This window comes from Salicola sp. AFF1 (assembly GCF_056783195.1).
The window spans coordinates 1-24,533 of sequence record NZ_JBXAYL010000018.1; the positions used below are offsets into that span (position 1 = coordinate 1).

Below are 24,533 nucleotides of genomic sequence, written 5' to 3' on the forward strand. Positions count from 1 at the left end.
CCGCCAAGTACGGTCTCGTAGAGCTCCACGCGGGTGTCGGGGAAGGAGTCGGCAAAGGTCTCCAGGCACTGGAGCAGCAGCCAGGTGGGGTAAAGGATCTCCGCACCCAGACCGATCTCCGCTTCCACGCCGGCGCCCAGCCGGGCGGCGGCTTCCTCCAGCCGGCCAGCCTGTTCAATCAGCGCCCGTCCGCGGCGGTAGAGAACGCGCCCGGCTGGCGTGAGCACGGCCCGCCGCCCTTCAATCCGGAAGGCGGGCACGCCCAGCTGCTCTTCAATCCGTTGTATGGCGTAGCTGACGGAGGACTGCGTCTTGTGCAGTGTCTCAGCCGCGCGGGCGTAGCTGCCCGTATCCACCACGGCCACCAGGGCCCGCCATTGGTCCAGTGAAATCCTTGGAAGCATACCTATCGCCTCAGTTGATCAAACTAACCAAATATTTCCGATTTTTTATCGAATGGGAACCTTGTTCAATGGCCTTACAGTCAAAAAGCGAGGAGATAGTCCCATGACAACGATACTGCAGCTGAACAACAGCGTTTTTGGTGACAATGGCCAGTCGTCCCAGCTGGCGGATGAGTTCGTGGCGAAGCGGCGCGAGGCCGAACCCGGGGTCAGGGTCATTCGCCGGGATCTTGCTGCGGAGCCGGTTGACCACCTGACGGCGGAGCGGTTCAGCGCGGCCCTCACGGCGCCTGAGGAGCGCACGCCGGAGCAGGCCCGGGAGGCGGCCCTGGCGGACACGCTCATCGAGGAGCTCCAAACAGCGGATGAGGTGGTGATTGGCGCCCCGACCTACAACTTTAACGTGGCCTCGACCCTTAAGACCTGGTTCGACCATGTGGCCCGGGCCGGCACGACCTTCCAGTACACCGAGAATGGGCCGGTCGGTTTGCTGTCCGGCAAGACGGCCTATGTGTTCCTGACCAGCGGAGGCCAGTATGCGGGCACGGACATGGATTTCCAGAAGCCCTATGTTCAGCATTTTCTGGGCTTTCTGGGGATTGAGGACGTGCACGTTGTTCGCGCGGAAGGATTGGCGATGGGCGAGACGGCAGCCAATGAGGCGCTGGCTGGTGCGAGAAAGTCGATTGAACAGCTCACGGCGTGATGGAGGGCCCACAGGATGGGCCCAGCTGGTCTTTGTCAGCGCACCGGGTTCCGGCTGAACTTGATAACGGAACTGGGGATGCCGAACTCGCGGGCACTGGCTTCCTCCCAGTAATGGTCGAACAGCTCGTACCCGGTTGCCGCGCCCTGTAGCAGGGCGCCAGGCTCCAGGAAGGGGTAGAGGTCACGGTAGGTGCGGAACTCGGTCTGGGAGGTCTGCTGGATGATGTGATCCGGCCCCAGTTCCGAGGCATCCCGCAGGCCGGCGGCCCCGATCAGGTTCCCGAACGCCTGGACGGTGTTCTGGTGGAAGTGGTGCACACGCTCGCTTTTGAGGGGGACATCCAGCTTGCTGCCGCGGTGCGGATCCTGGGTGGCGACGCCGCTGGGGCAGCGGCCCGTGTGGCAGTTCAGTGCCTGGATGCAGCCGAGGGCGAACATGTAGCCTCTGGCGGCATTACACCAATCCGCGCCCAGTGCCAGTGTCTTGGCGAGATGGAAGCCGGAGGTGATCTTGCCCGCCGAACCCACGGCAATGTGCTCTCGCAGGTTGGTGCCTACCAGGGTGTTGTGGACCAGAAGCAGGGCGTCCAGAAGAGGCATGCCCAACCGGTTGATGAACTCCAGCGGCGCTGCGCCGGTGCCTCCTTCGCCGCCGTCGACCACGATGAAATCCGGTTTCCGGCCGGTCTCCAGCATGGCTTTCACAATAGCGAACCATTCCCAGGGATGGCCGATGGCCAGCTTGAAACCCACGGGCTTGCCGCCGGACAGCATCCGCAGCCGGTCCAGGAATTCGAACAGTTCAATGGGCGTGCTGAACGCTGAGTGGCTGGCAGGCGAGACCACGTCCTCACCCACTGGCACACCCCGGGCCTCGGCGATCTCCGGAGTCACCTTGGCGCCTGGCAGAATGCCGCCATGCCCCGGTTTGGCTCCCTGCGAGAGCTTGACCTCGATCATCTTCACGGCATCGCGGGTGGCGTTCTCCACGAACAGGCGCTCATCAAAGCGCCCCTGATCATCTCGGCACCCGAAGTAGCCGGAGCCGATTTCCCAGACAAGGTCGCCGCCACCCTCCAAATGGTAGCGCGAGATCGAGCCCTCGCCGGTGTCGTGATAGAAACCGCCCCGGGCCGCGCCATGGTTGAGGGCCCGGATGGCGTTGGCGGACAGGGAGCCGAAGCTCATGGCTGAGATATTGAAAATGCTGGCGCTGTAGGGCTGGGCGCAGCGGCTGCCAATGGTGATGCGGAAGTCCGTGTGGGCGTGTTCCACTGGGGTAAGCGAATGGTTGATCCACTCATAACCGGCATCGTCCATATCCAGGAGGCTGCCGAAGGGGCGCTTATCCAGAGTGTTCTTGGCGCGCTGGTAGACAATGCGGCGTTGCTCCCGGCTGAAGGGGCGGCCTTCCGTGTCCGAGAAGATGAAGTACTGGCGGATCTCGGGCCCAATGGACTCCAGAAAGTACCGGAAATGGGCCAGAACCGGGTAGTTGCGGCTGATGGTATGCCGCGATTGCAGCAGGTCCCAGGTGCCCAGGGCCGTCAGGGCAAGGGCGGGCAATGCGAGGGCCAGCCACCATGCTGACAGCGGACTGAGCAACAGTGTAGCGAGGCTGATGAGGATGCAGGCCAGATAGGCGCTGTAGCGAACCGGAATCCGTTTGCGGGTTGCCATGGGGTCTCCATCCTGTATCGGTTGATGGCGTCAGAGGCGCCAGACCAGTGAAACCGTACCAAAAGACAGGGGCTCCTTGTTGGTCGCGTCCTGCGATGTGGTGGTTCGCAGCGAGACCGAAACATGCACATCCTGCGTGTGCCAGCTGGCGCCAATGCCGGCGTGACCAACAACGGGTTCCTGGTCATACTGGTATCGGCCGGAATGGTCTTCCAGGTAGGAATAGGGAACCCATTCGCCCATGATCCCCGCAAAAACGGACCAGCCTGGTCCCGGGGCGTTCAGGATTCCCGGCATGCCGACCGATGACGACAGCACGGCATAGTCTGAAATGAAGTTGCTGGGCAGGTTCTCGCCAAAACGCCACCCCGTGCCGAACTGGGCATTGGAGACGAAGCTGTTCGCCCTGGCACTGGCCAGCCAGCTGACCTGGTGCTGCAGCTCATCCTGGCCACCGGCCTGAAACGCCCGGTGGGCATGCTGGATCTGGAGGCCCCCGGTCCAGTCCGTGCCGAGCTGGTTGTCCCAACCCTTGGGGTCGGTGCTGCCAGTGAGGCTATGAACGCCCTTTTGCGCCTCCTCCGCCATGGATTCCGGCCCGACAACCCCAGCTGACAGGCCATAACCAGTAATGCTCCGGCCGGTCCAGCTCCAGAGCGTCACCTGGCCGGTAAGGTAACCGGTGTAGGGAATGTCATTATACTGGGGTTGCTGGGCCTCGATGGCTTGCGGCGTAATCATCAGCTGGCGCAGGGACCAGGCCAGCGCGTGATGACGCTGCGCTCCCCCAATGCCCGGCAGGAGCTGGAGGTGGTCTCGGCCACGGCGGCTCAGGCACAGCCCGCAGTCGGTTTGCTGTTCTGCTGCTTCTTCCAGATAGGAGATCCTGAGGCCGTTCGTGTAGCCCTTGTCCTCGCCCGTCAGCAGGTCATTGTCCCAGGAAACGCTCAGGGTTCCGGTGCCCATGGCATGAGAGGAGACCATCATCAGGAGCAGGCCCAGGGTGGGGGTGGATCGTGGTCTAAGGGAGGATGAAAACATGGTCACTGCATCCGGTTCTGAACGTTATTAGGATTCTAGTGATCGTCTGTAAGCCTTCCCTTAGGGATTTCCGCAAACCAGAAAGGAGGTATTGTGACCTTTCATATTGATCTTGCACCGTTGATCTCGCTGGGAGCCGGTATCGGCATCCTGATTTTTCCCAAGCTGCTCAACTACATTGTGGCAGGCTATCTGATTGCCATGGGGGTTCTGGGCATGGTGGGGCACGGGTTCTGATGCTATGGGTTGTTAGTCCGGGCCCTCGCGGACCCGGAAACGCACCTGGCCCACCATTTGGTCCGATTCGGTTTTGACGCGCACATACCAGGTTCCTTCCGGGTTGGGCGGAAAGGAGAGCTTATGGCTCCAGGCGCGGTAGCCCGCTTCCCGCCCGCCCGTGACCTCGAGCGGAATACGGTCGTAAACGCGACCGTTATGAACCCATTCGTGATAGACGGTTTCATGGAGGCCGCGCGGAGCCCGGATGGCCGTGTAGGCATAGACGCCGCGGTTGAGCACTGCTTCAGCGGTGGGCGTTTCAAGGGGGCGCCCCGGTTCGAGCTCTTCGCGGTCAACCAGGTGGGAAATACGGCTTTCGGTCAGCCACAGGGTCACGGGTGGAACGGCAAAGCGCCCGAACCAGGCAGTGGCCGTCAGCGCCATGAGCAATGCCAGCATGCCCGCCACCCGTTTTACGCCGGCAAGAGGTATTGTCTGGGCCAGACTGGGCAGTGCCAGGATCAGGGTGAGCACCGCCGTGATGATGTAGCTCTCCCAGGTGGTCAGGTGGAGGATGAGGGGCAGAGCTGTCAGCAGGATGGTGGACAGCGCGAGGCAGTGGAATGCCAGGTAGAGCCAGCGGTGGCGGGTGAGCCAACCGTGGTACACCGGATCAAGGATCGAGATCAGGCCGGCGACCCCGATCAGTACTGTGAACACGGACTGGAGGCTGGTCCAGGTGGTGGTGATCGCAAAGAAGGGCAGGACAAAGAAAAAGCTTTCCTGGTGAATGAGCTGGGTTGTGAAACGGACCAGTGGTGGCGGCAGGTCCACCCCGGGGATCAGGCTGATGAGCCGGCGCAGCGGGTCTTCCAGAATCAGCCAGAGCCAGCCCGCGAGCATCAGAACGGCGATCAGCCCCGCGGAGTCCTTCTGGCGGTCGACGAGCAGAAAGCTGGCAATGCCAGCCGCGAACCCCAGGGCCGCGAATAGGTAGGGGTGGCGGCGTACGCGCACGGCGGCGCGTAGCGCCTTCCATTTCCAGTTGACCGGGCCGGGTAAGGGAGTGCTCATAGGGAAAGCAACATAAGCCGCCCTCCCTGGCCCGTCAAAGACGATTATTCAACGGTAATGGTGATGGTTTCGGATTTTACGGGTGGATTGTGGGGAGTATGGGTTTCGTCCCCGAGTAACAGCGTCAGCTCGTGTTCACCCGGTTCCAGCTCCAGTGTGGTCTGGGTCTGGCCACCACCAAAGTGCAGGTGCTGGTCATCGGAGGGGATGGGTTCATCCATCGGGGGCATGCTGTCCACGTCCACCAGCAGGTGGTGGTGCCCGGTGTTTTCCCGGTCGACGCCCGAGGGCGCCACGCCCATGCCGTTAAGCCCAAAACGGACTGTCACGGGTGATGTCACGGTTTCGCCTTCGTTTGGCGAAATAAAGTAGGCGGAAGCGTCTTCCGGGGCGTCACTGGCCATGGCCGCGGTTGTGCCGAGAGCCAGGGTGAGGCCGGTGAGGGTGCGAGTCAGTGCGTTCATGCTGTCACTCCCTGTCCTGTATGGAGCCCCCAGAATAGAAAGCCGGGGCGGGTGGCGGCAAGCCATCCGGCCCCGGCGTCGCGGGTTATTGCTGGATTGTCATGTCAGGCTTGTTCCGGCCCTGTTCAGGAAAAGCTCTTCTTGGGCTGGGTGCGGACATGGGTGGTGTACAGGACCAGCCCAACGAGCGTCAGGCCGCCCACAAGGTTGCCCAGCACCGTCGGGATCTCGTTCCACATGATGTACTGGTAAAGCGTGAAATCCGCGCCCATCATCAGCCCGATCGGGAACAGGAACATGTTTACGACGGAGTGCTCGAAGCCAAGATAGAAGAAGATGATGATCGGCATCCACATGGCCATGATCTTGCCCGATACGTGGGTGGAAATGCTCGCGCCGACCACGCCCATGGAAACCATCCAGTTGCAGAACATGCCGCGCAGGAAGAGCAGAATCCAGCCAGCGAGGCCCGCTTCCTGGTAGCCCACGGTGCGGCTTTCGCCGACGGACATGATTTTCTGACCGACTTCGTTGATGGCTTCAGAGCCCCCCATGGAGAAGTTGAGGTAGCCGAAAATGGCGATGAAGAGGGCACCGCCCAGGTTACCGAGCGCGACCAGCCCCCAGTTCTGCAGTAGCCGCGGCAGGGTTACGCCGGGCCGGTTATCCAGCCATGCCATGGGTACCAGGGTGAATACGCCCGTGAGCAGGTCGTACCCCATGAGGTAGAGCATGCAGAAGCCCACCGGGAACAGCAGTGCGCCCACCAGGAAGGACCCGGTCTGGACGGCGATGGTGATTGTGAAAATCACCGCCAGAGCCAGTGTGGCGCCCGCCATAAAGGCTCGTATCAATGTGTCGCGGGCGCCCATGTAAACCTTGGACTCGCCCGCATCTACAAGCTTGGTGACGAATTCATTGGGTTGAAGATAGGACATATTGGTTCTCCTTCAGGACGTTGGGATTGGATGGTCAGAAACTGGCATCGACCCAGAGCCAGGCCTTATCGGTATCCGAGGTCTGCTGGTTGCCATCCTCGCTGTGATGGAGCGCAGCCTTGGCGCCGAGGGTGTAGGTGGTGTTGGGTGACCAGGTGGCTACGATGCCGGTTTCGGAGCCGTAGTCCTGGCTGTCTTCATCACTGTCGAAGCGGTGATGGATCGCCTTGAGCGAAACGCCGCTGAGGCTCGTGGCCAGTGACGCATAGGTATCCCGCAGCCCTGTATCCGGTGTGCTCAGGAACTGATCCGTCCAGCCGTTCATGGCATGGAGGGTGGCCAGGGGGGTCTGGAAGGCCCGGTTGCCGTCGTCCGACCCCAGCAGTTCCTGCCCGATGGACGCTGTGACCCCGCCAGTACGGCCTCCGGCTTCAATGCGGTAGTAGGGCATGCTGAAACTGCCCGGATTATCGTCGTAATCCGACTGTTGGGCGTATTCCAGGGTGTAGAGGGCCGCAACGTCGTCGGTGAGCGTGCTCTCGCCGCTGAAGCGCAGCCCATGGCTACGGGTTGAGTCCGCCGGTGCGTTCTCGTAGGACAACAGGTAGGTGTAGGCGGTGACCGAGCCTGCCTCCCATCCCTCATAGCGCGCGTTGAGCACGCCCGTATCCATGGCTGCATTGCCGTTGGGGCTTGCGTCGGAGACGATGCGATTGGCGTTGTAGAGGTAGCCCCCGGTCAGGGTGGTGTCGGGCAGGGACTCATTCACCACGGTGAATCCGTCAAAGGTCTGCTCGTTCTGGCGCCAGCCCACGGTGCCGATGAACCGGTGATTATCCAGGAAGAACCGTTGCCGGCCGTAGGTCAGCCGCGTATCCGCCAGGCCGTCATACCGGAGGTAGGCCTGATTGATCTCGGTGCCCGTGGGATCAGCCACAACGGGTCGGTCACCAACACCGTTGAGGGTGCTGTTGTAGGTGGCTCCACCCAGGCGGGTGACGTGCTCGGCCTCCAGAAAGCCGGTCAGGTTACTGACCTTGCCAGTGCGATAACCGAGACGGGTGCGCAGCGTTGAGGCGCCGGCATCTTGCTCCATGCCCTCCTGGTCAACAGCTTCATAGCGATAGCGTGTATCCAGATTCGCTTCCCCGTTTTTGATGGCCTCCGTCAGTGGATCCATCGCCTGAGCCGGGGCGGTTGCCGCCAGTCCTGCCAGCAGTAGCGGTATTGACCGGAATGGGGATTGCTCGTCAGTGCGTGTCATGATGGCTCCGTTTGCTCTTTGGTCCGGTTATTTCCTGACAGGGGCCGTGGCCCCTGACTGTTACCAGCGCCTAAAGGGGAGAAACTTGCCATCCATCGTGATCACGACGCGGTCCCCTTTAGGATCTTCCACACGATCTACGTCCAGCTTGAAATCGATGGCGCTCATGATCCCGTCCCCGAATCGTTCGTGGACGATGTCTTTCACGCTCTCGCCGTAGATCATGCATGCCTCATAGAGGCGATAGATCAGTGGGTCTGTAGGGACCGCGTTGTCCCAATGCTTGTGGGGGCAGCTCTGCAGGGTCTGTGCCACCTTGTCATCCAGGTTCAGGGTCTGGCACAGCGCCTGGGCCTGTTCGGCCAGCATCGAGTTCATGCCGTAGCAGCACGAGGCGGTCCACACGGGCGACATGCCAATGGACTCGGCCAGCTGGTCCCAGCTGTAGCCCTGTTCGTTCTTGGCGTTGAGGATGGTTGCGGTCATTGTTTCATGGTTCATGACGATGCTTCTCCTGATTCAGCGTTGTGCACTTGAACGTTGCATGCCCCTCAACGGGGCGTTCCCCAAGGCACCCGGAACCATCGTTTCCGGGCAGTGCCTCATCCCCGTCGCAGTCATCGTGCCAATGCGTAAATCAAGACTTATAAGCTTTAAAATCAGATGCCTATGGTGATATTGAGGAGGCGCGGCGGCTACGCGGTTTCGTGTTTTACGACGTTTCGTAGGGAGGCATTACGAAACGTCGTGTCCTGGCTCAGTGTTTGAAGAAGTGAGGGGGAAGCACGAAAGGGGACGCTCATGAACGCCGTGATGACGCCGCACACAGAGGCGCAGTGGATTGAAGTGTTGCCGGATCCGGCGCTGTTGGTGGATCCAGTCCGGGACACCGTGGAGGCCGCCAATACGCACCTTGCCTCCATGCTCGGGCGCCCGATCACGGAGCTGGCCGAGGGTCGCGTGACCACGCTGTTTGGGGGGCAGACGCCCCAGCTGGTCACCCTTACTGATGAAGCCATGACCCGGGGCAAGGCGTGGAGTCGTGAGCTGAGCCTTTTGAACAGTGATGGGCAGATCATCCAGCTGGAAACCTCCCTGTCTGTCATGACGCTGACCAGTGAACCTCGGGTCCTGATGCTGCTGCGCGATCTGGACTTGCTTCGCGAGCGCCGCGAACGCCACGAGATCAACAGCTATCACCGGGGTGGTCTGTTGCATTGGAAGCGCGTGGAGAACCTGTTCCGCGAGATCGAGCGCGAAAACCAGCTGATCCTGGAAGCGGTGGGCGAGGGCATCTATGGGGTGGACGCCGAGGGGAGGGCCACCTTCATCAACTCCGCGGCTGAGCGCATGCTGGGATGTCACCGGGATGAGCTGCTCGGGCGGGTCATGCATACGGCCATCCATCACAGCCACTCGGATGGGAGTCCTTATCAGCGCGAGTGTTGTCCCATCTACCAGGCGTTCCGGGACGGCGCCGTGCACCGCGTCAGTGATGACTTCTTTTGGCGCCAGGACGGCTCCGGGTTTCCCGTGGAATACACCAGCACCCCCATCGTGGACAACGGCCAGTTGGTGGGCGCCGTGGTGGTTTTCCGCGACATAACCGACCACCGCCGAACCGAGCACAGTCTCAAGGAAGCGCTCGAGGAGGTGGAAAGCCTCAAGCACCGCCTGGAGATGGAAAATGCCTACCTTCAGGAAGAGATCAGCGCCTCGCACAACGCCCATGAGATTGTTGGGCGCAGCGAGGCGGTGACGTCCATGATACAGCGCATTGACCTGGTCGCGCCGACTGGTGCCAACGTGCTTGTGACCGGTGAGTCCGGTACCGGCAAGGAACTGATCGCGAGGGCCATTCACAATGCCAGTGACCGGTCCCAAAGACCCATGATCCGGGTGAACTGTGCGGCTATCCCGACGGAGCTGTTCGAGAGCGAGTTCTTTGGCCATGCCAAAGGCGCTTTCACGGGGGCGGTGAACGACCGGGGCGGGCGTTTTGAGCTCGCGGATGGCGGCACGCTGTTTCTGGATGAAGTGGGTGATATCCCCTTATCGCTTCAGGGCAAGCTGTTAAGGGTTCTGCAGGAGCAGACCTTCGAACGCATTGGGGAGACCCGCACACGCCATGTGGACGTTCGCGTGATCGCGGCGACAAACCGCAACCTCAAGGCCGAGGTTGAGTCGGGCCGGTTCCGGGAAGATCTCTATTTCCGCCTGAACGTTTTCCCGATTGAATCCGTTCCGTTGCGCAATCGCCCGGAAGATATTCCGCCCCTGGCGCAGCTTTTTCTGCGCAACGCATGCCGGAAGTTCCACCGCGAGCCACTGGAGCTCAGCCGCGCCAATGTGGAGACGCTCCAGCGCTACAGTTGGCCGGGGAACGTGCGTGAGCTGGAGAATGTGATCGAGCGGCAGGTGATTGTGACCCGGGGCCGCCGATTGCATTTCGACCTGCCGGCGGACCGGAACGCCAGCGAGATGCCCTCCGGGGTGGCGGGTAGCGACAATGGTGGCGCGCCACAGCGGCCCCTGACCGAAGCCGAGCAACGCCAGCGGGAGCGTGAGAACATGGTCAGCGCGCTGCGCCAGTGCCAGGGCAAGGTGTTTGGGCAAGGGGGTGCCGCTGAGTTGCTGAACGTGAAGCCGACGACACTGGCGTCCCGATTGAAGCGCCATGGTATTGAGGCACGCTATTACCGGCGTAACGGGGGTGACGCATCCCATTGATCGGTCAACCCAAAACGGAGGAACCTGCAACAGTGACCATTCAGTATGACAGCGCGCCGGAGTCCAGTGAGCCCGGCGAGCAGGAATGTGAACGTATCGCCGTCTATGGCACGTTGAAACGCGGTTACAGGAACCACCAGCTCCTGATGAGGGCCCGCTTTCTGGGTACGGACCACCTGAGCACGATCGTGCTTCATGACCTGGGTCCTTGCCCTGGTGCTGTTGAAAGGCCCTCGGCAGGCGTGCTGGTGGAAGTGTACGAGGTGGATGAGCGCACCTTCGCAAGGGTGGATGCTCTGGAAGGCTACAACCCACAGGCGCCGGAACGCGGTGACTATACCCGGCGGCGGATGGCAACGCGGTTTGGTCCGGCCTGGGTCTATTTTTACAACGGCAGTGTTCGGGGGTGCCGCCGGATTACCCGCGGGGCCTGGTAGGGGTCAGGCCTCAACCGGGGCCTCCTGGCGTATGGCCTCAATCGCCGCCTCGCTCCAGGCAGGGCCTTCGGGCAGGTGGCCCCAGACCGCATCCGGCCAGCAGGGGTCGCCTTCGCTGCGGCCGATCACGTGGATATGCAACTGGGGAACCCGGTTTCCGATGGCCCCCAGGTTGATGCGTTCACTGCCGTGATGCTGCTTGATGAAGCGGGCCGTGGCATCAAGCACCCAATCCACGTCGGCGCGCTCGGCCATGCCCATTTCGTGCAGCTCGCCCGCCTCGGTTTCGGGAACCACGATGTACCAGGGCACGCCGGCATTGTGATGAAGCAGGATCTGGCAGTGTTCCAGGCGGCCAACCCAGTGGCAGTCGGCCGCAAGCTGTGGGTGCAGGCTGAAATCCGTCATGGCATTACCCTAAACGCGACTGCGGCGCAGGGGAAGGCCTGACCGCTGATGGAAATCAAGGAGCCAGGCCGGGCCATGGCCTATCCTGCGCCCATGACTGAGCATGCTCCTGAACTACTGGCGCCAGTGGGAAACTGGCGCCATCTGGAAATGGCCATCGCCTACGGTGCGGACGCCGTCTACGCCGGCCCGCCGCGCTATTCGCTGCGTGTGCGCAACAACAGCTTCCGGGATGCCAGCGCCCTTGCGGAGGCCATCGGCTACGCCCACGCCCATGGCAGGCGCTTCTACCTGGTCCTGAACATCGCCCCCCACAATGACAAGATCCGTTCTGCCCTGCGGGACCTGGAGCCGTTGATCGCCCTCGGGCCGGACGCGCTCATCCTTTCCGATCCGGGCCTGATCATGCTGGTGCGGGAACACTGGCCGGCGATGCCGATCCATCTTTCCGTACAGGCCAATGCCGTGAACTGGGCCACCCTTGAATTCTGGCGCCGGCAGGGTCTGGAGCGGGTCATCCTCTCGCGGGAACTGTCGCTGGATGAGATTGAGGGGATGCGCGAGCAGGTGCCCGGCATGGAGCTGGAAGTGTTCGTGCACGGTGCGCTGTGCATGGCCTATTCGGGCCGCTGCCTGCTGTCCGGCTACATGAACCATCGCGATGCCAACCAGGGCGCCTGCACCAACGCCTGCCGCTGGTCCTACACCCCGCAACCCTCGACCCACGACAGCACCGGCGACCTGATCCCCGTGCACCAGGAGGATGATGAGCGCAGCCTGCTGGTGGAAGAGGCCGGCCGTCCTGGCGAGAGCGTGCCCATGCACGAGGATGAGCACGGCACCTACATCATGAATTCGAAGGACCTGCGCGCAGTGCAGCACGTGGAGCGGCTGTGCCGGATGGGCGTGGATTCGCTGAAGATCGAGGGCCGGACCAAGAGCCCCTATTACGTGGCCCGGACGGTCCAGATCTACCGGCGTGCCATTGACGACGCCATGGCAGGCAATGCCTTTGACCAGAGCCTGATGGATGAGCTCGAGGCGCTGTCCAACCGGGGTTACACGGAAGGCTTTCTGCGCCGGCATCCGCCAGCGGCGTATCAGCGCTACGAATCCGGCACCTCGCTGCTGGGCACGCGCCAGTGGGTGGGCGAGGTGCTGGCCGAGTCGGGGAACTGGCTCTTTATTGAAGCCAAGAACCGGTTTGAGACCGGCGACTGGCTGGAGCTGATGACGCCCAATGGTAACCACTGGTTCCAGCCGGAGACCCTCCTCTCAGCAAGGAGCGAAGAAGCGGTAGCCGCCGCGCCGGGGAGTGGCCATCGGGTCTGGGTGCCGGCACCGGTGACCGGCGTCGTGCCGGAGACGGCGCTGTTGGTTCGTGCGCTTAACGGCTGATGGCCTTTTGGTTTTCAGGCTCTCAAGCGGCGATGGATAGCTTGCATACGCGCATGAGACCAACACTTCTCTATCCGAACAACAGCGGTAACGCCGAGAACCCCCCGGCCGGATAATGGGCCCGACGCGGCGCCCCGTTGCTTGCCGGTTGGAACCGGGGGCGCCAGTACAGCAGCTCTTCAAAGAGCGTGCCCAGTTCCAGCCGGGCCAACGGCGCGCCCGGGCAGACGTGAATGCCGGCGCCGTAGAGCAGGTTGTTGGCGGCATTAGCCTCCGGCTTGATGGCCTCCGGATCCCCGAAGACGGTTTCATCCCGGTTGGCGGCGGCCCACAGCAGGGTGATGCGTTCGCCCGCCTCAATGGTCTGGCCACCCAGCGTGACCGGGCAGGTGGTCACGCGGCGGTTCGACATCAGTGGGGCGTCCCGCCGCAGCAGTTCATCAATGGTGGCGTTCAGTGACTCCGGGTTGGCTGCAAGCCCATCGCGCAGCCCCGGGTCGCCTGCCAGGGCATGGAGCACAATGCCGACACTGGCGCTGATGGTACCCAGCTCGCCCACCGTCCAGTTGCGCAGGATGCTGACCAGTTCCTCATCGCTCAGGGGCCGGCCGTTGACGGTTTCATGCATCAGGGCCGTGGTGGTGTCCGCCGGTGCCTGGTCACCGGCGTCGCGGCGTTCCGCCAGCAGCGAGCGGATGGCGCTGTCGAAGTCCACGGCCACCTGGGCCATGGCCTCGCGGTCGCCGGCCAGGGTGGCGGCCTGATTGCGGTGGAGCCATTCCCGCAGCGGTTCGTGAAGGTCGGAGCGCCACCCCATGAAGGCACACTGGATCCGCAGTGCGAAATCCTCGGCAAAGGCGGGAATCACATCCTGCTCGCCCTGTTCGGGAAGTGATTGCACGAGCTCCCTGGCAATGCGGCGGCATTCCGGCTCGAATCGCGCCATGGCGTCCGGGTTGAAGTAGGGTTCGATGATGGCCCGGTAATGCCCGTGTTCCGGTGGATCCATGCCATTGGGGACGGACAGGTGCTGGGAGACGGCGTTGGAGAAGGTCTCCGGATCCTGGAGCACCCGCATCACATCCGCATGCCGGAACAGCGACCAGTGTTGGTAGGCACTCCAGGCCACGGGGCATTGCCCGCGCATGCGGTCGTATTCCGCAAGAGGGTTCTTCAGGGTCGCCGGATGGCGTGGGTGCCAGTCCGGGCGGTGGCTGCTCATGAATTCACCTCGGGCATTGACCGGTGCAGGGCCTATTGTGGCCCAGGCGCGCGCGAGACGGGACTGAATCGGTCAATTAATCACCGCTGATTGCCCCTGGCGTGTTGACGGCCGTCAACAGGTCGTGACCCATCCTGGCGTAGACTGGTGGCGAGCGGACGCCGCACACCCTGGGAGACCCAATACGATGAGTGACGACACCACAATCACCTGTGAGCGGGCCGGGTTCGAGCCGGTTGACGGGAGCTGGCGGGTGACGCTGGCACGGGAGTTGGCGCATCCACCGGAACGCGTCTGGTCCTGGCTGACTGAATCCGCGGGGCTGCGTGAATGGCTGGCACCGGGTGAAATGGAACTGACTCCGGGCGGTCGGGTCCGAATTGAGTTCGAGATGAGCGGTGAGCCTATTGATTCACGGTTACTGGAGCTGGAGCCCGGACGGTGCCTGGCCTACTCCTGGAGCCAGGGAGAAGAGCCGGAACGGCCCATCCGGTGGCTGCTGGAGCCCGGCGGTGGCGTGACCCGCCTGGTGCTGACACTGGGCTTGCAGGCCGGGGATCGTGTTGCGCTCTCCGCCGCCGGCTGGGACGCCCACCTGCAGATGCTGGAGGCGGCGTTGGAAGGCGTGCCCATCAGCTTTCCGGTCGCGCGCTTCAAGGAGTCCCGGCAGCAGTTTGAGGAGGCCCTGCCGGCTTCTGAACAATGAAATTAATTCAACAGTAATCGATAAAAGATCAATTTTATAGATGGTACGGGTTTGTCACTGTGTTGCGCACATTCAGCAGCAAAGGAAGCGACAACATGGTGACAACGCATAACCTCGGTTTCCCACGAATCGGCACCAAGCGTGAGCTCAAGACGGCCCTTGAAGGTTTCTGGTCCGGTGAGCTCAGCGAAGCGGAGCTGACACAGCGCAGCCGTGACCTGCGCCAGCGCCACTGGCAACAGCAGTCGAACCTGCACCAGGTGCCGGTAGGGGATTTCTCGTGGTACGACCATGTTCTGGACACCAGCGTCATGCTGGGTCACATCCCCGCCCGTGTCAGCAAGCTTGGCGGGAATGCCACCGATCAGTATTTCCGCCTTGCCCGGGGCCGCTCCGCCGTGGACCAGGGTGAGAGTGTGGTGGATGCCGGCGAGATGACCAAGTGGTTTGATACCAACTACCATTACATCGTACCGGAATTCACTCGCGACACCCGTTTCACACCGGATGCCAGCGCCCTGGTGGCGCAACTGCAGGAAGCGCGGGACCAGGGCTACAACCCCAAGCCCGTGCTGGTTGGGCCGGTGACCTACCTCTGGTTGGGCAAGAGCAAGGACGACAGCGATCGGCTGGAGCACCTGCCGGCGCTGGTCGAGGCCTATAATACCATCCTCAAGGAGCTGGCCGCGGCAGGCGCGGATTGGGTCCAGGTTGACGAGCCCATTCTGGTCATGGACCTGCCTCCGGAATGGCGTAACGCCCTTGAAACGGCCTACCACCGGCTTGCGAACGCCCCGGCACGGCTGCTTCTGACCACCTATTTCGGGCACCTTGGTGATAACCGTGATCTGGCCTGCGCCCTGCCGGTGGCCGGCCTGCACCTGGATGCCGTGCGTGGCGGGCAGGACGTGGAGGCCGTGATGGCCGCGCTGCCCTCGGAGCGGGTGCTGTCGCTGGGCGTGGTCGATGGTCGTAATGTCTGGAGGGCCGACCTGCAGGCGCTGATGGACTGGCTGGAGCCGATCCATGCGACCCTTGGCGACAACCTCTGGCTCGCGCCGGCCTGTTCGCTGTTGCATGTGCCCATCGACCTGGATCTGGAACCGGACCTGGATGACGAACTGCGCGGCTGGCTGGCCTTTGCGGTCCAGAAGCTGGACGAATTGCGGGTCCTGGAGAAAGGCCTCAACCAGGGGCGCAATGCCATCGAGCCGGAACTGGCGGCCAACCGGGATCGCCTGGAAAGCCGGCGGCGGTCCCAGCGGGTGCGTAACCCGGCAGTACGCGACGCGGTCGCGGCCATTGGTGCCCGGATGGGCGAACGCCAGTCACCCTATCCCGCGCGGGCCCAGGCGCAGCAACGTGACCTGCAGCTGCCATCGTTCCCGACCACCACGATTGGCTCCTTCCCGCAAACGCGGGCCATCCGTCGGACGCGGCTGGACTACCGCCAGGGCCGGCTGTCCGAGCAGGCCTATCAGGAGGCCATGAAAGAGGCCATCAGGGACTGCATCAGTGAACAGGAAAAGCTGGGGCTGGATGTGCTGGTCCATGGTGAGGCTGAGCGAAACGACATGGTGGAGTACTTCGGGGAGGTGATGGATGGCTTCGCCTTTACCCGCCATGGCTGGGTCCAGTCCTACGGCTCGCGCTGTGTGAAGCCGCCGATCATCTACGGGGACGTGGACCGGCCCTCGCCCATGACGGTGGAGTGGATCCGCTACGCCCAGTCGCTGACTGACAAGCCGGTTAAGGGCATGCTGACCGGCCCGGTGACGCTGCTCAACTGGTCCTTTGTGCGGGATGACCAGTCCAGCGCGGAAACCGCCAATCAGCTGGCGCTGGCCGTTCGCAAGGAGGTTCAGGACCTGGAGAAGGCGGGAATCCGTGTGATCCAGATTGACGAAGCCGCCTTGCGCGAGGGCCTCCCGCTGCGGCGTTCCGAGTGGGACCAGTACCTGGACTGGGCGATCAATGCCTTCCGCATTGCCGCTAACGGCGTCAAGGACGAGACCCAGATCCACACACACATGTGCTACTCCGAGTTCAACGACATCATGCCGGCCATTGCCCGCATGGATGTGGACGTGATCACCATCGAGACTTCGCGTTCGGACATGGAGCTGCTGGATGCCTTCGATGCCTTTGAGTACCCCAACGAGATCGGGCCCGGCGTCTACGACATCCACTCGCCCAATATACCGTCTGAGGCCCGCATGGTGGATCTGCTCAGGCAGGCACAGGGGCGCATTCCGCCGGAGCGGCTCTGGGTGAACCCGGATTGTGGCCTCAAGACCCGCAACTGGGAGGAAGTGCTCCCCGCCCTTCGGGCCATGGTGGATGCCGCCCGTTTCATGCGCAGTGAAGGCTGGCGGGAGGCCCAGTAACCATTCCCCGGAACCCGCGCCGTCAGAGCCCAGGGGCAGGTGTGCCAGGACCAACCCGCAAATCGGTCCTGGTGATTGGAACCGGCCTTGCCGGGCTCTGCGCTGCCATAGAGGCCACCCTGAAGGGGGCGCGGGTGCTGCTGGTCGACGCGGCGCCCACCGCCCGCTTTGGTGGCAATGCCAGACACGCCCGTAATTTTCGCGTGGTGCATGAGGCTCCCCTGCCATGGATTGCTGGTCATTACCGTGCGAATGAGCTGGCGAGGGAGCTGGAAGCCGCAGGAGGGCATGCCCGTGGCCCGGTGTTTGAACAGTGGGCCCAGGGCTCCAGGGCGCTGGTTGAATGGCTGGCAGCGCAGGGCGTCCGGTATCAGGATCCGGCGTCCCGGAATCGGCGTTACTCCCGCCGCACGGCATTCCTGCTGGGAGGCGGGCAGGCCCTGGTGGGTGCCCTGGGCCGCCGGCTTGAGGCGCTGGGGGTGCCTGTTCGTATGGGGAGGCGCGTTAGGGCCATGCCCGCCCATGAGGGACCGGGGCAACCGGTCTGCATGGAACAGGCCAACGGGCGGTACGCGTGGGAACAGCCGGGCGCTGTGGTCGTGGCGGCAGGCGGCTGTCACTGGGATCCGGAGTGGCTCGCGCGGGCTTATCCCTATGCCGCTGGTGGCCTTCTGTGCCGGGGCACACCGCACAACCGTGGTGAGCTGCTGGCCCTGCTTCGGGAACGCGGCGCGGAACCGTCGGGCGAGGCAGGGTCAGGTCATGCGGTGGTGGTGGATGCCCGTGGGCCGGAGGTGGATGGCGGGATCGTGACCCGTCTCGACGGGCTGGATCTGGGGGTGGTCCTGGATGCCCAGGGCCAACGGCTATGCCCGGATGTCGCGCCTTCCTCACCGTCACGCTATGCCGTATGGGGGCAGTGTATCGCGGCGTGCCGGGGCGGTCGTGGCTGGCTCGTCCTTGATGACACAGGCCTTGCTCGCATGCCCGCCACACTCTACCCACCTGTGCGTTTCGGCAGCGTTTCCGAACTCCTGCACTATACGGGGCTGCGCCAGCAGCCGGTGACGCGGGCTCTGGCGCAGCGTTTTGGCGGGATTCCCCCGCGTCTCCACCTCTATCCACTGGCCGCCGGGGTTACCTTCGCGGCCCAAGGCGTGGCAGTGGATGCCGATGCCCGGATCCGGATTCCGGAAATGTCCGGGCATGGGCTTTTTGCGGCTGGTTCCATCATGGCGCCGACCCTGCTCGGGACGGGCTACCTGGCAGGGGCTGGTCTGAGCATCGCTGGGGTCTTCGGGCGGATTGCCGGCGCCTCGGCAGCGCACTACGTTCAGCAAAGCGAGAGTGCGAGCGCGGGATGAATGATGAAGCGGCGCGTGCTCTCAATATCTGCAAGGTCTGCCGGTACTGTAGCGACCTCTGCCCGGTTTTCGAAGCAGCGCCCCTGAGGCCCGATCTGAGGGAGCAGGACGTGGCCTATCTGGCGAACCTCTGCCACAACTGCCAGGCCTGCTGGTATTCGTGCCAGTACGCGCCGCCCCATGAACTGGGGGTGAACCTGCCCGCCGCGTTATCCGAAGCCCGGCAAGCCAGCCGCCAGCGCTACAGCGGAACCCCGCCCTGGGCACGGGAAGGGCTCTGGGTCTGGGGCGTGACGCTGATGGTTCCCCTGCTGATGCTGATTGGGATCCCCTGGGACCGGCTTTTTGCCGTGCACCGCGGCGCGGGTGCCTTCTACCAACTCATTCCCTGGGGCTGGATGAGCCTGGTGGCATCAATGGCCCTCATGCGGGCGGTCCTGGTCCTTGCCTGGGGCGGAGGCCGCTTCTGGCGCGACAGTGCCGGGCCGTCAGCCGTGGCGCCCCGCGCCGCAAGCCGGTGGGAACTGGTTCGGGACCTGGTGGGTCTCAGGCATCTGGGCGGTGGCGATGGCGCGGGCTGCCATGACCGTGACGACCGTACCGGGCATGTCCGGCGTATGGCGCACCAGGTCCTGGTTGCCGGTTTTGCGCTGTGCTTTATGGCCACCAGTGCAGGAACCCTGTATCACCATGGATTGGGCTGGCTCGCCCCTTACCCGGCCCTGTCCGTGCCGGGCGTTTCCGGGACTCTGGGAGGGCTGATGATTCTGGTGGGCGGCGCGGTGATGCTGTGGCTGCACCACAGCCGTGCTACGCGACCACGCGCAAGCGCACCCGATGCCCACTCCCGGCTGCTGGTGCAACTGCTCATGGTGGTTGCGGTGACCGGGCTCCTGCTCCAGGGGCTGCGCGGCACAGCCGCCATGGGTTTGCTCCTAGGGCTGCATCTGGGGGCGGTTCTTGCCTTCTTCCTGGTGCTCCCACAGGGCAAATCCGCCCATGCGGTATACCGGCTTCTCGCACTGGTCCGCTTTTACGGGGAACGACGCTGAACCGGCCTGGCCTGGGAACGTCAGCTTCCGTTTTTGGCCACCCCTGCTTCGTCAAAAGTGGCCATCTGGTGATGAAGGGCACAGGCTGCTTTCAGCACAGGGACCGCCATGGCGGCGCCCGTTCCCTCGCCCAGGCGCATGCCAATATTCAGGATGGGCGTGGCCTCCAGCGCCTCCAGCAGCAGGCGGTGGCCGGACTCCCCTGAACAGTGACCAAAATGGAGCCAGGGGGAGAGGGAGGGATTCATCCGGACCGCGGCCAGTACCGCCGTGGAAGCGATGAATCCGTCCACCAGAACAGGAAGACCGCGCCGGGCCGCGCCAATGAACGAGCCCGCCATGGCCGCAATCTCAAACCCTCCGAGGGAGGCCAGCACGACCGAGGGCGAGCGGTCGTCGCCGTGGCGCGTCAGCGCTTGGTCAAGGAACCGGGCTTTGCGTGCAACCCCCTCGGCGTCCAGGCCGCTGCCGCGTCCCGTCATGGTTTTTGCCGGTTGGCCCAGCAGGGCGGCGGCGACGGCCGAGGTCGCCGAGGTGTTGCCAATGCCCATCTCGCCCGCAATGTAAAGGTCAGCACCGTTCTGGTGGGCGCGTTCGGCCGCCTCATCACCAATGGCGAGGGCTTGCTCAAGCTGGGGGCCGGTCATGGCCGGTTCGTGGCGTATGTTGCCGGTGCCGGCGGCAATGGGGGAACGGATCAAGGCGGGGTGGTCCGGGAAGGGCGTTGCCACGCCGGTATCGATCACCTCCAGGTGCGCGCCGAACTCAGCCGCCAGAACACTGATCCCCGCGCCACCATCCAGGAAGTTGTTGATCATCTGGGCGGTGACCTCCCGCGCCATCAACGAGATCCCATCGTTGGCAATGCCATGGTCGGCGGCGAATACCGAGATCCAGGGGCGAGCCACGGACGGAAACGGCTGGTTCTGCTGGGCGCTGAGGCGGCAGGCTATGGACTCCAGCTGGCCGAGGGAGCCAGGCGGCTTGGTCAGGTGGTCCTGACGCGCGAGCGCGTTGCTGTGCCAATGAGAGGCGGGCGGGGCAATAGGGTGGTGCCAGAATGGCTCGGTATCCGGTAAAGGCATTCAGGGGCGTCCGTTGGCTAAGGGGTCTACGAAAGTGGCACTGTCTCACTGACCAGAGAGGGCGGCCAGCGAATCGGTCAAATAATGCCCCGGCGCCTCACCCGCCTCCGTTATTGATACCCATCAACAACAACCGCCAAGGCCTTGTGCTAGATTGCAACAATGAATACGAATGATTCACGGAACAATTCATGGAGTCACTGGATGCCCCGGTGCGCCCGTCTCTGGCAGGGCCTGTTGAGCCGGGTGGGCGCCCTGGCCGGCCTGCTGTTGTTCCTGGCGTTGTGGCAATGGGCCAATGCCCGCTACGGCGACTTCATGATGCCCGGACCGCTCCAGGCCGGGTCTGAACTACTGGACCGGATGGGCCATGGAGACGCGCTCCACTATGCGCTTGTGACCGCTGGTCGCGCCCTTCTGGGCTTTGCTGCGGCGGCCCTGGTCGGGACCCTGGCCGGAACGTTGGCGGGGATGTCCCGTGGGCTGGGGCGACTGCTGGAGCCGGTTTCCACGGTGCTGCTCGGCATTCCCCCGATCGCCTGGATTGTGCTGGCCATGCTTTGGTTTGGCAGTACCCTGATGACGCCGGTATTCACCGTGGTGATCACCAGCATTCCCATCACCTTTGCCGGGGCCCAGCTCGGTATGCGGACCCGGGATCCCGACCTGGAAGAACTGGCACAGGTCTATGGGCTGGGGCCGGTGGCCCGGCTGCGGGCGCTTTATCTCCCGCACCTGCTCTCCTATCTGTTTCCGGCGCTCATTACCGCCATGGGCGTGGCCTGGAAGGTGACCGTAATGGCGGAGTTGTTTGCCATGGAGACCGGCATTGGGGCGGGCCTGGCCCAGGCAAGGGTGGCTCTGGACACCGCCGCGGCCCAGGCGTGGATGCTGTTGGTGGTGGTGTTGCTGCTGTTTGTGGAACACGGGGCGCTAAGGCCATTGCAACGCTGGCTTGAACCCTGGCGCAGGGGCTCTGGCGTACGCAGCACGGAGATGGTTTGAGCACGATTCTGGATTTTGAAAACGTCGCCTGCCGCGCTGGTCAGGCAACGGTGCTGGAGGGCTTGTCGTTCCGGGTGGAAAAGGGCGAAATCCTCTGCATTGTGGGGCCGTCCGGGTGTGGCAAGACAACACTGCTGCGTCTCGCGGCGGGGCTGATAGCGCCTGCCGGGGGGCGTGTGACGCGTGCCGGTGACTGCGCCATGGTCTTCCAGGAGCCACGGCTGCTGCCCTGGCAGCGCGTGACCGACAATATCGCGCTCGGTCTCAGGGCCAGAGCGGTTCCGTCGCGGCAGCGGCGCGAGCGGGTCCGCGCCATGGCGGCGGAGTTGGGGCTCCAGGCCCACCTGAACGGCTACCCCCATGAACTCTCTGGTGGGCTGAAACAGCGCGTTGCCCTGGCGCGCGCGCTGGTGCTGGATGCGCCGCTCATCCTGCTGGATGAACCCTTCAATGCGCTGGATGTGGGCGTGCGGCAGGACGCACAGTCACTGCTCCACGCTTCCGTGCGCCGGCATGGTTTAACGGCGGTGCTGGTGACCCATGACCTGACGGAAGCGGCCCGGCTCGCGGATCGGATAGTGGTCATGGGGGCACCGCCTTCACGGATCGTCCACGAGACACGTCTTGATCAGTCGTTCAGTCAGCGGGATGCGAGCTTCCAGTACCGGGAGGCTGCCACGCTTCTGGAGCATCGCGCCGTCGCCACCACCTTCCAGGGCCTGACAGAGAGGGCGAGTCCATCATGAACCGCACACGCCGTGACTGCCTCGGGTGGGCGCTGGCCGCCGCCGGCATGGCCCTTATGCCGGGCCCGATCCCCTATGCGGCTGGCGCCCGGGAACTGGCCGTGGGCACACCGCCGGGGCTTCCGGGGGTGGTGCTGGCCCGGATGCTGGACGCTGGCGACTGGCAATCCCACGGGCGCCATCCCCGACTCCGGAGCTGGCGCGACCCGGACCAGTTCAGGACCTGGATTGTGCGTGGCAGCGTCCAGCTCTCCGCCTCGCCCACGAATGTTGCGGCCAACCTCTACAACCGTGGCGTGCCGGTAGTGCTGCTCAATGTGTTCATCCGGGGCACGCTGGGCGTGGTGGTGCGCGATGGGCCAGCCACTCATCTGGAAGAGCTGGCCGGACAGCGCATTGGTGTGCCCTGGCGGGGCGACATGCCGGATCTGGTCTTCCGTTATGTGGCCCAGCGCGAGGGCATGAGCCGCGAGGATTTCCGGCTGACCTATCTCGGCAGCCCGTTCGAGGCGGTACAGATGCTGCTTGCCAAGCGCCTGGATGCGGTGGTGCTGCCGGATCCGCTGCGCAGCGCGGCCCTCAGGCAGGCTGCGAACATGGGCTTCAATGCGCAGGATCTGGACCTGCAGAACGCCTGGCATGAGGCGACGGGCACTGACGTGACGTTGCCCCAGGCCGGGCTGGTGGCGCGACGGGAACTGGTCGAAGAGGCGCCGGCACTCATTGAAACCGTCCAGCAGAGGATGGCCGGGGCAGTGGACTGGGTGAACGAGAACCGTGATGCCGCCGCCCGTGACGGTGCACAACGTGATGATGTGCCGCAGCCCGTGCTGGCTGACGCGCTGGAGCGGACCCCCATTGAGCTGACCACGGCCACTCAGGCTCGGGAAGAGCTCGAGTATTTCTTTGGGGAGCTGGCAACGCTGTCCAGTGACTTCATCGGTGGCGGCCTGCCGGATGCCGGCTTCTACTGGAAGGGTGGTAACGGATGAGAACCGTGCTTGCCTATGCCTTCCGGCCCTTCTTTCTGCTGGCCGCCGTCTATGCGCCGGTCAGCCTGCTTCCCTGGCTGCTGTTGCTGTGGCGATTCGGCAGCAGTGACGGGGGGCTGAATCCCGCGCTCTGGCATGGTCACGAGATGCTGTTCGGCGTGGTGGGGGCGGGGCTGGCCGGTTTTCTGCTGACGGCACTGCCGAGCTGGACGGATCGTGAGCCGGTTGCGGGCCGGCGATTGTTGATGCTGGTTGGTCTCTGGCTGGTGTCGAGGCTGGCGCTCTGGCTTGATGCGTCATTGCCGGACTGGCTGATCGGCGTGGGCGCCTGCCTGTTCCTGCTGGCTCTCTGCCTTGAGGTCACCCCCTATTTTAGGGCGCGGCCAGGCCGCCGCCACTGGAGCCTTGCCGGACTCCTGCTGCTGGTCTGTGCCAGCCAGATGGCTTTCCACGTGGCACGGACAGCCGGCAGCAGCGCTGTGTTTGAACCGGCGGCACTTCTGGATCTGGCCCTGCACCTCTACATCCTCATGGTCGCCGTCACGCTGACCCGCATCACCGCCGTGGTGATTCCCTCGGCGCTGGAGCGCAGTGGCTACAGCGCCATGGTCCGGCTCACTCCGGCCCGGATCCGTGTTGCCATCGGCATGCTGTGCCTCTACACCGGGGTCGCGTTTTTCTTGCCCTCCCATCCGGTAACCGGTTGGGTGGCGCTGGCCGCGGCAGCTTCCCAGCTTGACCGCTTATCCGAATGGCCCTGGGGGCGCCCGATGGGACAGCCCTTCCTTCTGCTGGTTGTATTGGCCTATCTGTGGATCGTGCTCGGATTGATTTTTAAAGGCCTTGGCCTGCTTCTGGAGGGCATGCCGGCGGATCTGGGGCGGCATGCGTTCGCCATCGGCGCGGTGGGTACCGCGCTCATGTCGGTGTTCTGCATCGCCGGGCTGAGGCACACGGGGCGGCTTCTGGATGTGCCCAGGCCCATCTGGATCAGTATGGCGGCGCTATCCGCGGCCGCGTTGCTCCGGGTGCTGGTGCCGTTGCTCTGGCCCGGCTTCTTCCTGCCTCTTGGCGTCGCTGCCGCCTTCCTGCTGTGGGCCGCGGCGTTTGTGCTGTATCTGGCTTGCTATGCGCCGATGCTTGTTCGTCCGAGGTTGGATGGTCGACCCGGTTAGGAGTGATTGTCTCGATGACTCCCGGCTCGAGGTG

The 24,533-nt window shown here is 63.8% G+C and carries 24 protein-coding genes; 13 read left to right on the forward strand and 11 right to left on the reverse strand.

The features are described from left to right. Positions 1-404 (reverse strand): LysR family transcriptional regulator (locus AC1RQI_RS12150; RefSeq protein ID WP_481904991.1); only part of this gene is annotated, 404 nt, incomplete at its 3' end. A 103-nt stretch (positions 405-507) separates the two neighbouring features. On the opposite strand from AC1RQI_RS12150, the gene AC1RQI_RS12155 reads away from it, so the two are divergent. Next, positions 508-1,110, forward strand: a complete 603-nt coding sequence (locus tag AC1RQI_RS12155; protein ID WP_416632702.1) for an FMN-dependent NADH-azoreductase — start codon at positions 508-510, stop codon at positions 1,108-1,110. Between the two features lie 35 nt (positions 1,111-1,145). Here the strand turns inward: AC1RQI_RS12155 and AC1RQI_RS12160 are convergent, their stop codons facing one another. Both AC1RQI_RS12160 and AC1RQI_RS12165 read right to left on the reverse strand, forming a co-directional pair. Continuing rightward, positions 1,146-2,792, reverse strand: a complete 1,647-nt coding sequence (locus AC1RQI_RS12160; protein ID WP_481904992.1) for an FMN-binding glutamate synthase family protein — start codon at positions 2,790-2,792, stop codon at positions 1,146-1,148. 30 nt (positions 2,793-2,822) lie between these two features. Next, positions 2,823-3,833, reverse strand: a complete 1,011-nt coding sequence (locus AC1RQI_RS12165; RefSeq protein ID WP_481904993.1) for a lipid A deacylase LpxR family protein — start codon at positions 3,831-3,833, stop codon at positions 2,823-2,825. A 93-nt stretch (positions 3,834-3,926) separates the two neighbouring features. Here AC1RQI_RS12165 and AC1RQI_RS12170 point away from each other — a divergent pair, with 93 nt between their 5' ends. Next, positions 3,927-4,070 (forward strand): DUF3096 domain-containing protein, encoded by a 144-nt coding sequence (locus AC1RQI_RS12170; RefSeq protein ID WP_416632699.1) that lies wholly within the window; start codon positions 3,927-3,929, stop codon positions 4,068-4,070. 12 nt (positions 4,071-4,082) lie between these two features. On the opposite strand, the gene AC1RQI_RS12175 is transcribed toward AC1RQI_RS12170, so the two are convergent. The 5 genes from AC1RQI_RS12175 to cynS form a co-directional block, all read right to left on the reverse strand. Continuing rightward, on the reverse strand, positions 4,083-5,126 hold the full coding sequence (locus tag AC1RQI_RS12175; RefSeq protein ID WP_481904994.1) for a DUF5924 family protein: 1,044 nt from the start codon (positions 5,124-5,126) through the stop codon (positions 4,083-4,085). Between the two features lie 44 nt (positions 5,127-5,170). After that, positions 5,171-5,590, reverse strand: coding sequence for a DUF4399 domain-containing protein (locus AC1RQI_RS12180; RefSeq protein WP_416632697.1), 420 nt, complete (start codon positions 5,588-5,590; stop codon positions 5,171-5,173). A 125-nt stretch (positions 5,591-5,715) separates the two neighbouring features. Further along, positions 5,716-6,528 carry a formate/nitrite transporter family protein gene (locus AC1RQI_RS12185; RefSeq protein ID WP_416632696.1) on the reverse strand — a complete coding sequence of 271 codons (813 nt, stop codon included), beginning with the start codon at positions 6,526-6,528 and terminating at the stop codon, positions 5,716-5,718. 34 nt (positions 6,529-6,562) lie between these two features. Further along, positions 6,563-7,792, reverse strand: coding sequence for an alginate export family protein (locus AC1RQI_RS12190; protein WP_481904995.1), 1,230 nt, complete (start codon positions 7,790-7,792; stop codon positions 6,563-6,565). A gap of 60 nt (positions 7,793-7,852) precedes the next feature. After that, on the reverse strand, positions 7,853-8,293 hold the full coding sequence (gene cynS / locus AC1RQI_RS12195; RefSeq protein WP_481904996.1) for a cyanase: 441 nt from the start codon (positions 8,291-8,293) through the stop codon (positions 7,853-7,855). 300 nt (positions 8,294-8,593) lie between these two features. Here cynS and AC1RQI_RS12200 point away from each other — a divergent pair, with 300 nt between their 5' ends. Together AC1RQI_RS12200 and AC1RQI_RS12205 are read left to right on the forward strand one after the other, a co-directional pair. Further along, the gene (locus AC1RQI_RS12200) at positions 8,594-10,522 is read left to right on the forward strand and encodes a sigma 54-interacting transcriptional regulator (RefSeq protein ID WP_481904997.1); all 1,929 of its coding nucleotides are present in this window, start codon (positions 8,594-8,596) and stop codon (positions 10,520-10,522) included. A gap of 32 nt (positions 10,523-10,554) precedes the next feature. Further along, positions 10,555-10,959, forward strand: coding sequence for a gamma-glutamylcyclotransferase family protein (locus AC1RQI_RS12205; RefSeq protein ID WP_481904998.1), 405 nt, complete (start codon positions 10,555-10,557; stop codon positions 10,957-10,959). Between the two features lie 3 nt (positions 10,960-10,962). Here AC1RQI_RS12205 and AC1RQI_RS12210 read toward each other — a convergent pair whose 3' ends face one another. Then, positions 10,963-11,367 (reverse strand): HIT family protein, encoded by a 405-nt coding sequence (locus AC1RQI_RS12210; protein WP_416632691.1) that lies wholly within the window; start codon positions 11,365-11,367, stop codon positions 10,963-10,965. Between the two features lie 75 nt (positions 11,368-11,442). Here AC1RQI_RS12210 and trhP point away from each other — a divergent pair, with 75 nt between their 5' ends. Further along, the gene (gene trhP, locus AC1RQI_RS12215; RefSeq protein ID WP_481904999.1) at positions 11,443-12,765 is read left to right on the forward strand and encodes a prephenate-dependent tRNA uridine(34) hydroxylase TrhP; all 1,323 of its coding nucleotides are present in this window, start codon (positions 11,443-11,445) and stop codon (positions 12,763-12,765) included. Positions 12,766-12,835: 70 nt separating this feature from the next. Here the strand turns inward: trhP and AC1RQI_RS12220 are convergent, their stop codons facing one another. Further along, positions 12,836-13,987: a cytochrome P450 gene (locus AC1RQI_RS12220; protein WP_481905000.1), complete on the reverse strand. Its 1,152-nt coding sequence runs from the start codon at positions 13,985-13,987 to the stop codon at positions 12,836-12,838. A gap of 187 nt (positions 13,988-14,174) precedes the next feature. Here AC1RQI_RS12220 and AC1RQI_RS12225 point away from each other — a divergent pair, with 187 nt between their 5' ends. The 4 genes from AC1RQI_RS12225 (at position 14,175) to tcuB (ending at position 19,496) form a co-directional block, all read left to right on the forward strand. Beyond that, positions 14,175-14,693 (forward strand): SRPBCC family protein, encoded by a 519-nt coding sequence (locus tag AC1RQI_RS12225; protein ID WP_481905001.1) that lies wholly within the window; start codon positions 14,175-14,177, stop codon positions 14,691-14,693. A 95-nt stretch (positions 14,694-14,788) separates the two neighbouring features. After that, entirely contained in the window at positions 14,789-17,080 is a 2,292-nt protein-coding gene (metE, locus tag AC1RQI_RS12230; RefSeq protein ID WP_481905002.1) for a 5-methyltetrahydropteroyltriglutamate--homocysteine S-methyltransferase, read from the forward strand. 41 nt (positions 17,081-17,121) lie between these two features. After that, the gene (locus AC1RQI_RS12235; RefSeq protein ID WP_481905003.1) at positions 17,122-18,444 is read left to right on the forward strand and encodes an FAD-dependent oxidoreductase; all 1,323 of its coding nucleotides are present in this window, start codon (positions 17,122-17,124) and stop codon (positions 18,442-18,444) included. Beyond that, positions 18,441-19,496, forward strand: a complete 1,056-nt coding sequence (tcuB, locus tag AC1RQI_RS12240; protein WP_481905004.1) for a tricarballylate utilization 4Fe-4S protein TcuB — start codon at positions 18,441-18,443, stop codon at positions 19,494-19,496. The genes AC1RQI_RS12235 and tcuB overlap by 4 nt, the downstream gene beginning before the upstream one ends. 20 nt (positions 19,497-19,516) lie before the next feature. On the opposite strand, the gene cobT is transcribed toward tcuB, so the two are convergent. Then, the gene (cobT, locus tag AC1RQI_RS12245) at positions 19,517-20,581 is read right to left on the reverse strand and encodes a nicotinate-nucleotide--dimethylbenzimidazole phosphoribosyltransferase (protein ID WP_481905005.1); all 1,065 of its coding nucleotides are present in this window, start codon (positions 20,579-20,581) and stop codon (positions 19,517-19,519) included. Positions 20,582-20,785: 204 nt separating this feature from the next. Between cobT and AC1RQI_RS12250 the strand changes: the two genes are divergently transcribed. From AC1RQI_RS12250 to AC1RQI_RS12265, 4 genes are read left to right on the forward strand one after another with little or no spacing between them, the layout of a single operon-like run. After that, positions 20,786-21,586: an ABC transporter permease gene (locus tag AC1RQI_RS12250; RefSeq protein ID WP_481905006.1), complete on the forward strand. Its 801-nt coding sequence runs from the start codon at positions 20,786-20,788 to the stop codon at positions 21,584-21,586. Beyond that, positions 21,583-22,332 (forward strand): ABC transporter ATP-binding protein, encoded by a 750-nt coding sequence (locus tag AC1RQI_RS12255; RefSeq protein WP_481905007.1) that lies wholly within the window; start codon positions 21,583-21,585, stop codon positions 22,330-22,332. Before AC1RQI_RS12250 ends, AC1RQI_RS12255 begins: the two co-directional genes overlap by 4 nt. Next, the gene (locus AC1RQI_RS12260) at positions 22,329-23,324 is read left to right on the forward strand and encodes an ABC transporter substrate-binding protein (RefSeq protein ID WP_481905008.1); all 996 of its coding nucleotides are present in this window, start codon (positions 22,329-22,331) and stop codon (positions 23,322-23,324) included. Before AC1RQI_RS12255 ends, AC1RQI_RS12260 begins: the two co-directional genes overlap by 4 nt. After that, a complete protein-coding gene (locus AC1RQI_RS12265) occupies positions 23,321-24,499 on the forward strand; it encodes an NnrS family protein (protein WP_481905009.1) in 1,179 nt (392 codons plus the stop codon). The genes AC1RQI_RS12260 and AC1RQI_RS12265 overlap by 4 nt, the downstream gene beginning before the upstream one ends. Positions 24,500-24,533: the final 34 nt, after the last annotated feature.